The 10,483-nt window shown below is 69.2% G+C and carries 11 protein-coding genes and 2 pseudogenes; 6 read left to right on the plus strand and 7 right to left on the minus strand.

Annotated features, from left to right (window positions below; all coding sequences use genetic code 11):
- The 4 genes from ACIRRH_RS43465 to ACIRRH_RS43480 all read right to left on the minus strand — a co-directional run.
- Positions 1–893 (minus strand): transglycosylase family protein (locus ACIRRH_RS43465; protein ID WP_403079000.1); only part of this gene is annotated, 893 nt, incomplete at its 3' end.
- A 263-nt stretch (positions 894–1,156) separates the two neighbouring features.
- Complete coding sequence (locus ACIRRH_RS43470; RefSeq protein WP_403079002.1) at positions 1,157–1,306, minus strand: hypothetical protein; 150 nt, start codon at positions 1,304–1,306, stop codon at positions 1,157–1,159.
- Between the two features lie 147 nt (positions 1,307–1,453).
- On the minus strand, positions 1,454–1,741 hold the full coding sequence (locus ACIRRH_RS43475; protein WP_403079004.1) for a hypothetical protein: 288 nt from the start codon (positions 1,739–1,741) through the stop codon (positions 1,454–1,456).
- Positions 1,742–1,747: 6 nt separating this feature from the next.
- Positions 1,748–1,894: a hypothetical protein gene (locus ACIRRH_RS43480; protein ID WP_403079006.1), complete on the minus strand. Its 147-nt coding sequence runs from the start codon at positions 1,892–1,894 to the stop codon at positions 1,748–1,750.
- 383 nt (positions 1,895–2,277) lie between these two features.
- On the opposite strand from ACIRRH_RS43480, the gene ACIRRH_RS43485 reads away from it, so the two are divergent.
- From ACIRRH_RS43485 to ACIRRH_RS43495, 3 genes and pseudogenes are all read left to right on the plus strand, one after another.
- Positions 2,278–3,249 (plus strand): LuxR C-terminal-related transcriptional regulator, encoded by a 972-nt coding sequence (locus tag ACIRRH_RS43485; protein ID WP_403079008.1) that lies wholly within the window; start codon positions 2,278–2,280, stop codon positions 3,247–3,249.
- Positions 3,250–3,342: 93 nt separating this feature from the next.
- Positions 3,343–3,573, plus strand: a pseudogene (locus ACIRRH_RS43490) (hypothetical protein); the annotation flags it as partial.
- A gap of 74 nt (positions 3,574–3,647) precedes the next feature.
- Positions 3,648–4,049 (plus strand): annotated as a pseudogene (locus ACIRRH_RS43495) (transposase); the annotation flags it as partial.
- 136 nt (positions 4,050–4,185) lie between these two features.
- Here the strand turns inward: ACIRRH_RS43495 and ACIRRH_RS43500 are convergent.
- Positions 4,186–4,587 (minus strand): hypothetical protein, encoded by a 402-nt coding sequence (locus ACIRRH_RS43500; RefSeq protein ID WP_403079010.1) that lies wholly within the window; start codon positions 4,585–4,587, stop codon positions 4,186–4,188.
- A gap of 58 nt (positions 4,588–4,645) precedes the next feature.
- Positions 4,646–6,136 carry an ISL3 family transposase gene (locus ACIRRH_RS43505; protein WP_403079020.1) on the minus strand — a complete coding sequence of 497 codons (1,491 nt, stop codon included), beginning with the start codon at positions 6,134–6,136 and terminating at the stop codon, positions 4,646–4,648.
- A 400-nt stretch (positions 6,137–6,536) separates the two neighbouring features.
- Between ACIRRH_RS43505 and ACIRRH_RS43510 the strand changes: the two genes are divergently transcribed.
- Complete coding sequence (locus ACIRRH_RS43510) at positions 6,537–7,715, plus strand: barstar family protein (protein ID WP_403079012.1); 1,179 nt, start codon at positions 6,537–6,539, stop codon at positions 7,713–7,715.
- 205 nt (positions 7,716–7,920) lie between these two features.
- Entirely contained in the window at positions 7,921–8,583 is a 663-nt protein-coding gene (locus ACIRRH_RS43515; RefSeq protein WP_403079014.1) for a hypothetical protein, read from the plus strand.
- Positions 8,584–8,675: 92 nt separating this feature from the next.
- Here the strand turns inward: ACIRRH_RS43515 and ACIRRH_RS43520 are convergent, their stop codons facing one another.
- Complete coding sequence (locus tag ACIRRH_RS43520; RefSeq protein WP_403079016.1) at positions 8,676–9,482, minus strand: hypothetical protein; 807 nt, start codon at positions 9,480–9,482, stop codon at positions 8,676–8,678.
- Between the two features lie 274 nt (positions 9,483–9,756).
- On the opposite strand from ACIRRH_RS43520, the gene ACIRRH_RS43525 reads away from it, so the two are divergent.
- On the plus strand, positions 9,757–10,299 hold the full coding sequence (locus ACIRRH_RS43525) for a hypothetical protein (RefSeq protein ID WP_403079018.1): 543 nt from the start codon (positions 9,757–9,759) through the stop codon (positions 10,297–10,299).
- Positions 10,300–10,483: the final 184 nt, after the last annotated feature.

Below are 10,483 nucleotides of genomic sequence, written 5' to 3' on the forward strand. Positions count from 1 at the left end.
GTGAAGACCTCCAGCCGACCGTCGGCATGACGGGCCGTGGCTATGTTGGTGACGGTACCGGCCGGGCCGAAGCCGTTCCATGCGGACCAGGCGCCGTTGGCGCTGATCTCCGCCCGGTTGGTGACGCCGCCGCCGGGGGCGACCGCAAACACCTCCACCCGACCGTCCGCATGCACACCCGTGGTGATGCTCTTGGCCGTACCGGCCGGGGCAAAGCCGTACCAGCCGGACCAGGCGCCGCCCGGGCTGGTCTCCGCCTCGTTCATCACCGAACCGTCGCTCATGGCCGCGAAGACCTCCAGCCGACCGTCCGCGTGACGGGCCGTCGCCACCGAGGTCACAGTCCCCGCCGGACCGAAGCCGTTCCACTTGGACCAGGCACCACCCGGGCTCGTCTCCGCCCGGTTGGTGACACCACCACTGGGAGTGACCGCGAACACCTCCACCCGACCGTCCGCATGCACACCCGTGGCCACACGACCACCACTGCCATAGCTGGCCGTCGCGGTGGGAGAGGGGTCGGGCGGGTACGGATCGGCGTGGTCGGTGCTGAGGCCGGTGCCGGGTGCGCAGGTCCAGGCTCCGGCTCCTTGGTCGGCGAGGATCTTCTCGGCTATCAGGATCTGCTGCTGCTTGGTGGCGAGGTCGGGGCGGGCCGCGTAGGCGGTACCACCGTAGTGCTGCCAGTTGGGGAGGCTGATCTGCAGACCGCCGTAGTAGGTGTTGCCGGTGTTGATCGACCAGTTCCCGCCGCTCTCGCACTGGGCGACCTTGTCCCAGGTCGCGACGGAGGCGGCGGATGCGCATGTAGTCGTCAGGGCGCAGGACGCGACGGCAAGTCCTGCGGCGAGCAGGGCGGCGCGGCGGGTTCGGGTTGATCGGGTGCTGGACACGGGATCTTCCGTTCGGGTCGTCGGATTGGTCGGCGATACGGCCACTGCCGATGGCAGTCGGGCGGCTGCGGGCGCTACAGCTGAACGTGGGCCCGGGGCAGTGGCTTCAGTGTTCGGGGTGGCGAATTCCGGTCCGTCGGCCGTCAGGACCAGGCCGGTCAGTCGGGCAGGTCCCGGTACCGCCGTTGGCCGTTCGTCGGCGGTGTTGTTGTCGGAGATGCGGGAGGGGACGAGGCGGCAGTGCTGGGGGTGCCGAAGGCGGTTCAGGCGGCGCTGCTCCAGCCGTCGACGACGCGGGTGCCGCTCGGGTCGCCGAGCATCACCGGGTTGGTGGTGCCGTTGTCTTGGCGGACGGTGAGCATAGAGATGCTGGGCCGGCGGAAGCCCAGCCGTTCGTAGCCGACACCGGCCAAGGAGGCATGGTGGGATTCCCTTGTGGCGGGTTCGGTCGGTGGAGCGGTGTTGCGCGAGCCGGCTCGGCAAGTGCTGGCGGACAACTTCCCTGCAGGAACAGGGGTCAGTGCACGCGAGAACTGGGGCCGACGGCCGATGACGGGGGTTCAGCAGCCGGCCGGCACCGGGTGGTGGTAGCGGCGGGCCAGCAGCGGCGAGGCCCGGTGGCTGCGGGCGATCAGGGCGTGCGCGGCGCGCAGGGACGTTGACGGCCCGTCGGGGGTGAGCAGGTAGAGCAGAAGGTCGATGCAGTCGCTCTCGCTGCGAGCGGTGATGTGCTGGAGTGCATCGCCCGGCAGGGCGTGGGCCCACAGGATCCCGACGATCTCGCCCGCCTCCTGCGTCGGGGCGGGTCCGGGTTCCTTGCGCCGCAGGCTGGCGTAGACGAGGTCCAAGAGGGGTCAGCCCCAACCGAGGCTGCCGTCGGCGACGGTCACGGCGCCGACCGGGGCGTCGGAGGTGAGGACAGTGACCGCGGCGGGGGCGGCAATCAGGGCGGCGAGGGCAAGGGCGGTGACCGCGGCGGCCTTGGCCAGACGAGTGCGCATGTCGGTGGTTCTCCTCAACAGCAGTGGCAGGTGGATGGGTTCCGGTTCGGCGTCCCGCGGTTGACGCTCGCTCCGGTTCGCCGCCCAGTCGGTTTCCCTGGCGGCGAGCACTAGCTTCGCCTGCCGTACGGTCCTCCGGAAGACGTTCCGGTTGTCGCCAACCGGACTGACCGACATCAGACACATTGACATGAGCACGTCAATTTCTGGTCGAGAGAAAAGGACCACCTCAGGGCCAACAGGAATCCGCTGGTCAAAACAGCGGGAGCCGTCACGAATGGGACGGGCTCGTCCTTGTATGCAACTCCGGCCTGCTGAAATGATCAGTAAGAGCTTCGCGCACCACCGCACACATCCATCACGCGATTCCCGGGGGGGAACCCATGCTGGAGGCACTCGGCCTGACGGCCCGGGCCTGTCAGGTCTACCAGGCCATGCTCGACCGTCCCGACGACGATATCGACGCCCTCGCGGCCCACTGCCGGCTCTCCCCCGGCCAGGTCCACGACAGCCTGGACGAGCTCGGCGCGCTGTTCCTGGTGCGCGCCTCCGCCGAGCACCCCGGCCGGATGCGCGCCATCGACCCCTCCATCGGCCTGGCCGGCATGGTCGCCCGGCAGGAAGCCGACCTCGCCGCCCGGCAGGCCGCCCTCGCCGCCTCCCGCGCCGCTGTCACCCGCATGGTCGCCGACCGCGCCGAACAGCGCACCGCCCACGGCGAACGACTGCTCGGCATGGACGCCATTCACCACTGCCTCGAACAAATGGGCCGCACCGCCACCCGCGAGGTCCTCAGCAGCCAGCCCGGCGTCCAGCGCCCCGAGGACCTCGCCGCCTCACGTCCTGCCGACACCGAGGCGCTCACCCGCGGCGTCGCCATCCACACCCTCTACCAGGACACCAGCCGCCACCACCCCCACGTCGCCCACTACGCCCACTGGCTGCTCGGCCAGGGCGGCGAGGTCCGCACCGCCCCGACCATCCCCCAGCGCATTGTCATCGTCGACCGCACCCAGGCACTCGTCCCCATCGACCCGGAGAACACCCGCAAGGGCGCCCTGCACGTCACCGAACCCGGCATCCTGAACGCCCTCCTCAACCTCTACGAGCAGTCCTGGAACACCGCCGTCCCGCTCGGCGCCACCACCCCCGACGACCCGGCCACCGGACTCACCCCCACCGAACGCGAACTGCTGCGCCTGCTCGGCACCGGCCTCACCGACGACACCGCGGGCCAGCGCCTGGGCATCTCCGCCCGCACCGTCGGCCGCCACATGTCCTCCATCATGGAACGCCTCAGCGCCACCAGCCGCTTCGAAGCCGGCATCAAAGCCGCCCAACAAGGCTGGCTCTGACACCCGGCGGACGGTGGGCGCGAGTACGCTGGCCGGGTTACGCCGGCGGCCGGCAGTGCGGGAGTCCGGCAGGGCGGGTACGTGACGGACTCCCGCGCCATGGACGGCAAGTACGTGCTCACGTGGCTGAACATGGACCCGCTGTCGATCAGGGCGATGGCCTTCCCGCTGCCGACCTCGGACCTGACGAGGACGCCGGAGCAGACCATGATCCTCCCCTGCGACCCGGGACAGGAGGCAGGGAACCTCGTCCTCAGCCCCTACGGCGGCTTCGTCATCCCCGGCTCGACCTTCGGCAATTTCCACATCGTCGTCAGCCAGTGATACGTCCCAGACCCAAGGAACTACCGGATCATGCAGTACCGGATCAACATGGTGTCCTGAGCGCCGCCCGCACACCCGGGGCCGAGCAGCTCTCCGGCGTTACGGATCAGCTCGTAGCGGCCCAGGCCGCGCAGGTACGGCTCCGACGGCGGGCGCGCATTGAGGACCACATTCGCTGCGGCAGGACCACCGGCTTCGGCCGCTTCCCTTCGCGTCACTTCGCCATCAACCGGGCCTGGCTGGAGCTCTCCCTGACCGCCGTCGACCTGCTGACCTGGGCACGAACCCTGCTGCTCGACGGCGAGTTGGCCACCGCCGAGCCCAAGAAGCTCCGCTACCGCATTCTGCACGCGGCCGCCCGGATCACGCGCGGAGCCCGCCGTTTGCACCTGCGGATCACCGCCACCTGGCCCCGGCGCCACGAACCGACCGCCGCGTTCAGCCTCCTGGCGGCCCTACCTCGCCCGGCCACCTGACAGACGAAACCGCCACTGACCACCCACGACCCGAGGGCCCCGGAGCACCCGGCCACCGCGCCGGGCCCTCGGTGTCAAGGGACAGTAGGAGTTGGCTCTGGCGCGAGTTCCGTGATCTGGTGCGCTGGCCAGGCTTCTACGAATCCCGTGCGACGGTGATATCGACGGCATGTGCGTGCCCAACTGCGTCATCTACGTCGACGCGCGCCCGGTGGAGGCCTGGTCCGAGCAGGCTGGTCGTGAATCGGCTTTGTCCCATGATGTCCCCGACGACGAGCCGCCCGTCAGGCAGCAGGAGCGGCCCGCTGAACACGGTGGTGAACCCGAGGCCGGGACCGGCGACGCTCTCGGGATCGGCATGAAAGATCCGCACTCTGACCAGGGAGGTTTGCGGCTGTACTCGCACAACCAAGTGGGTCTCGCAGGCTGCGGCCACCCGACCGCCGAGTTCGAGGGATGCCGGGATCCACTCTGAGGACCCCAGCGCGATAACTGGGTGGTTCACGTACAGGTCGAGCCCGGCGATCTGCACGGGCACCCCTTTCCTCGCCTCTCACGACGGTCAGCTCCGGAGAGTACAGACGGGCGCTGACACCTCATGTCGCGAGAAGGACCCGCTTTCGGAGGAGGTCGAGCTTCGCTCGGCCGAACATCTGGCGCTTGAGCATCTTGATCCGGTTGACGTGACCCTCGACCGGGCCGGAGTTCCAGTGGAGCGTGAGGCCGGCCATGACCGCGTCCCAGTCCTTGCGCAGGCCGTTGGCGAAGCCTCGCAGCTCGGGCAGGGTGCTGGCCTCGGCGTCCGCGGTCCAGTGCTCGAGTTCCTCCTGGCCGCGACGGTTGACGAGCATCGAGGCAAACCGCGCGATAAGGACACAGGCCTCGTCCAATTCACGGCAGCGGTTGCGGAGTTCCTTCAGCAGGACACGGTCGGCCTCGGGTCGGTTGTCGGGGTGGGTGAGGATCAGCCTGGTGACCTCGCGGACCTTGGGGATCGGCGGGCAGGTGGTCGGCTTGGCGTTGTCGCGCAGACGGTGGATGAAGCGGCGGACGGTCCGCTCGCTCACGGTCAGGCCACGTTCGGCGAGTTCTCGGTGGAGGCGGTCGGCGCTGGTGCAGCCCTCGTTGAACCGGGCGATCAGGTAGGCGGCGTGGCCGTCCAGGCTGGTCTGCCGACCGCCGGTGGGCCCCGTTCCTATGAGCTCGTCGGCGGTGGCGGCCCGCATGAACTTCCGCGCCGTCTTCGGGTCCAGGCCCAGTTCGGCGACGATCTGGCTGTGCCCCATGCCCTTGTCCATCAGCGCGTGGACGGCGGCGTGGCGCTCGCGGGTGCGCCGGGCCAGCCGTCCCTCGGGCAGCACCACCTTCTCCCTCTCCGGCGCCGGCGGGACCCACTGCGGGCGCAATCGAGCGACCAGCCGCTCGGCCACCTCTCCGAGGTTCTGCCAGAGGTGAAACCTGTCCGCGACCTGCGTCGCCGTGCCGGCGCCGCGGTCCGCGCCGTCGGCGTAGTAACGGGCACGGTCGCGGCAGACGACCTCGACCCCGGGATGCTCGGTGAGCCAGTCGGCCAGGGCGTCGGCGGACCGCTCTGGTAGCACCTCGACGGGGCGGCGGCCCTCGATATCGATCAGGACCGTGCCGTAGTGGTGGCCCTTGCGAAGGGCGAAGTCGTCGACGCCGAGCACCCGGACCTTCCCGGTCAGCGGGTCGGGCAATGCGCGGATCAGGCGTATCAGGGCGTCCCGGCCGACCCCGTCCGACAGACACGCGGCCAGCCGGGCGCCGGCCCGGCCGCCGAGTGCGAGGGCGACGGTCTCGCGGACCTTCCGTAGCGACACGGTGCACCGCCCATAACGGAACGTCAGGCCCGGGACCTGCTCGGCGAAGGTCCACTTCCCGCACTCGGCACTGTCACAGAAGAACCGGCGGACCCGCAGGTGAAGCACCAACTCCTGCCCGGAGACCGCGGTGTCGCTGATCCGCCGCTCGTAGCCGCTGTGGACCCGATCGGACCAGGTCCCGCAGCCTGTGCACGACGCTCCCGGTGTCCTGCCTCGGGCATGCACCCGGACCGACCGGCCCATCGATCTGACCAACTCGACGTGCAGCAGCGCGAACTGGGGGAACAAGACGGCCAGAAGATCAGCAACAGACACCCGACATGATCGCCAACCATCAAGATCCGCGGGCAGCTTTCACGGAACTCGCGCCAGAGCCAGATCCCACTGTCCCTTGACACCGTGACGGGTGGTCATCCGACGAGGAGGATGTGGGCGCATGAGGAGGCTGAATCCGGCTCGGCCGTAGTACCTGCGCTCCGTCTTTGCCGACGACAGCTGGCTGCACTTTCGCCGCGCTGGAGCTGCGGGACGGCGTGAGGGCGATGCTGCGACGTGATCGAGGGCGAGCACCATCCTCCGTCCTCCCCAAGCCAGGCGGGTCCGTATCGTAGGCGCGAAGGTTGCTCGCATGTTCGGGGGTTGGGTGCGCATCGCAGATCATGCCACGTGGGACCGGGGCTTTCCGGTGAACTACCTCCTGGTTCAGGAAGACGAAGATGGCGTGGAACAGCTCTGGGGGAGGTGCGCGGGCGTCGAAGGAATGTTCGTCGACCTGGTCCCGCCGCCACGGGAGGTCCTCACCCTCCGCGGATGCCGCCCCGACGGTCTCCTGAGCGAGGTTCTGGCTGAGTCCGACGTCTCGCTACAGGGTCTGGGCGACGTGTGCGTCGAGGTCTGGGACGACGAGAAGCCCGTGCAGTGGTGGACTCTCGTCGATGCGGTCGTGGTGGCCCATCAGCCCCACTCCGCTGATCCGGCACGGTATGACATCGTGCTCGGCGCCAGTATCAGGAATGAGGAGAGCTTCTTCGAACTGCCTGCGGCGCCGCGCTTCGAGCTCTTCGCGGGAACCACGGTCGCTGCGGCAAGTGCGGGCCGGTGCTCCGCCGTGGACGGCCTGTTCAAGGCGCGAGCGGACCCGGCCCCCGTTCCCATGGAGCTGATCGGCTGCGAGCCTGCGGAGCCCCTGCTCGCGGCGCTGCGGCGACCCCGTCGGTGGGAGCGGGACTGGGCCTACCTCCTGACTCTGGATCGTCATGGTGCCGTGATGGCTTCCCGCTCCGTGGGTCTGGCCATCACCGGAGTGCGCCCGTCCGTGCTCGGCGGCACGCTCGTCGATATCACCCTCACCGATGGTGGCGACGATCGGCCATCGCTGGCGGCCCGCCCGATCTGGGCGCAGTGGTATCAGGGCGCGCCGGGAGAGCCCAACATGTGGGCACCATACGACTTGCAGGGCAGGGCCGCGTGGCTGGACCTCACCACTCGTGCCTGGCGGGTGCCGGCGCCCCAGCCGGATCGGTCCGGCGGTGAGCACCAACTCGACGGCCGGTTCGTCACGGACGTTCCCGGGCTGCACTGCGCGATCGCCGAGGCCCTGCTCGGGCCCGGCCGCTACTTCGGCCGGGAGTGGAACGCCTTCAAGGACTGCCTGGGCGGTGGATTCGGAGTGGCCCCGCCCTTCACCCTGATCTGGCACGACTCCGAGATCGCACGCCACGCACTGGCGGAGGTTGTGGAGGATCCGGAGGACCGGCTCTCCTACTTCGAGGAGGTCGTGCGGCTCCTCGAACAGCGCGGCGTCACGGTCGTGCTCCAGTGAGGCACAGGCGCCACACGAATACGACCCCAGGACGGGCTGAGCAAGCTATGAGGGACGATTGAGCGCCGCCTGGACGGCTCGGGTCAGCGACCGGACATGGGCAGGTGGGGAGTTGTCTGACGTTTGATCTATGGAACGGATGCTCATCACGCGAGGAGAATGCGACGCCTGAGGAGATCGAATCCGGCTCGGCCGTAGTGCTGCGGTGGTGCTCTCCGTCCCCCGCTACGCCGCCGACCAGGCCATCGAGCACGCCCGCTACCAACGCGACCGAATCACCTCGGGTCGTCCCGCCGCAGACTGCCCGACCACCGGCTCCGACCTGAGCCCGGCTGCCTTGGACCTGCTGCGCACGGTCTACCCGTACCTGGCCGAGGACGCCGCCACGGACCAACCCGCCACCGAACCGTCCGCCGCCGCCCGGGCCGCCCGTGCCGTGGAACGCTCAGCCCGGGGCAGCGAGGAGCAGCTGCACTGGTCCGAGAAGCGCCGCGACGACTCCCTGTGGCAGTGGCGGGACGCCTTCCGGGAAGGCCGCTGGACCTGGGTGCCGGACGACACCGACGACGGGCCAGCCCGGCAGCAGCTGGTCACCCTGTTGGAGAAGCACTACGACTGGACGGTGATGCGCCTGCACGTGGAGTCCGGCCCAGCCGGCGCCACCAGGGTGCACACGCTCTTCGGCCACCCCGGGGACTGGAACACCCGGCACGGCGTCCTGCGTTTCAGGCCGGTGGACGGCCACCGGGCCGTGACCGTAACGCAGCATCGGATCATCGGCCTGATCGGTGACCGCTACCGGCGCAGCTCCGGCCGGACGCCGTTGTGGGAGGAGTACCAGGAGCCGCGCCTCTGTCGGACCCGGTGACTGGCTTCGTCACGTGAAATGGCTCTGGCTCAACTTCCTAACGCGGCCACGCTGAGTGATCGACGGATGTGGGGCGTTTCGTGCCCCCTGAGTCAGAACGGTGGTTCTTCGGAGTAGCCGCCTGTTCCGTCGGCAGCCCACCCGGAGTCGCGTTCCGCTTTGAGACGGGCGTAACGTTCGCGGGCGGCGATGTCGTCGGCGTTCTCCAGGGCGCTGGTGGAGTGGCCCCATGCCTTCATGGCGTCCAGGACTCGGTCTCGATTGTGGCGGTCGGTGCTGGTGGCCAGCAAACGGCGGGCATGGTCGGTCAGCTCGGCCCGATGTGCGGTGAGGACAGGGTGCTCCGCGAGGGGGATCGCAGCGACGAGGGCCGCGTCGCGTACGTCCGCGTTGTCGTGGCTGAGAAGGGAATGGACAGCGGAGAAGATTGCCGGGCGCTGGTCTCGGAACGCGCGCATCTCCCTGTCCTCGTCGAGGAACCCCTTGCCGAAGTGGCGTTCGCCGATGGCGACGCACTCGTCGTCGGCGTCGTAAGCGGTGTCGCTGAGCCACTCAAGCAGTCTCACGAGGGTCGGTCGGTGTGGTGGCGTGTCGGCGTCGTGGCCGAAGTCGTCTGCCGCGATGGCCGGGTGGTTGAGGATGGCCGCGACGTAGAGCGCTACGGGCACGGTGGCTTCGTAGATGGTGTTCTGGTGGGTTACTTCCCTGAGCGCGTCATCGGTGGCGGCCGCGCTGACGGCCGGGTCGGGATTGATGATGAGCGCCAGCACTGTCGGCAGGGATTCGCCTGTCCCGCGTACGGTGGCGAGCGACGCCCAGTCTGTATCGTCCAGGAGCGCTTGATAGTCAGGTAGCACGTGGGGATGAGGATTCCCGGTCCGACTGCGGCGATAGGTCACAGGCGGAGGCTATAGCGTCGTCGAGCCGGTGTTGCGCGGGGTGCCACGCGTAGAGCAGGACGCGCTTGCATAGGAGATTGAACCCGGCACGACCGAACATCTGGCGTTTGAGCCTCTTGATCCGGTGTCCTTCGACGACGCCGGAGTTCCAGGGAAGGGTGAGTGGTTGTTGTCTTTCCGGGCTTGATGGCTGTGTTTCAGCTGGTCAGGCATAGGGTCGGCGGTCCCGTGGCAGTGGTGACGTGTCGTGTCGTCGCTGTGGTGGAGGTCGGGGATGCCGTCGGTCGTGGGGCTGCTGGAACAGCGGGAACTCGCCGCTCGCCGGCGTGTGGACGAACTGCGTGAGGAAGCCGACCGCATCCAGGCGGAGCTGGCCGTGGCCGAGCAGGAGTGGAACGAGTGGGTCATCGCCCGCTCGCGCGTGGGCGAGGTGCTGGCCCCGGACGGCGCCATCGTCGACCCCGATGCCTCCGAGGGTCTGCCGGCTCCCGGTGGACAACCGGTGCGACCTGGACCGACAGCCGCGGCGAAGCCAAAGTCCGTGGTGCCCATGTGGCATGCGGGACTGGCCTGGTCGGCGCTGTCGGTGGACTACCAGCGCGTCCTGCAGGCCCTTGCGGACCGGAAGCGGCTCGGGCAGGGTCCGCTGACGTGCCGGGAGATGGCCGCCTGCTTTGGCCTGGACCCGGTGCCGGGGAAGGTGGAAGCACTGCGCTCGAAGGCGAAGCGGCTGACAGCGCGCGGTTGGCTGGTCGAGTCGTCCCCCGGCCGGTTCACGCTCGCGAAGGGCGTGACCGGGCAAGGCGGCGGGTCATGAGGAGCGTCATCGACCAGTAGACCATTGCCTCGGCACTGGTGGTGGAGCGCTCGAAGTCGCGCACCAGGCGGCGGCTTTGCATCAAGTGCGCGGTTGGGTCGGCCGCGCGGCGAGGTACCTGCCCGTGGCAGGTCCTTTTCCGCGCGGCCTCCCGCCGAACCGGACATGACGGTTTCCCTGTCAT

Source organism: Kitasatospora sp. NPDC101235, assembly GCF_044767505.1.
Taxonomy (GTDB): domain Bacteria; phylum Actinomycetota; class Actinomycetes; order Streptomycetales; family Streptomycetaceae; genus Kitasatospora.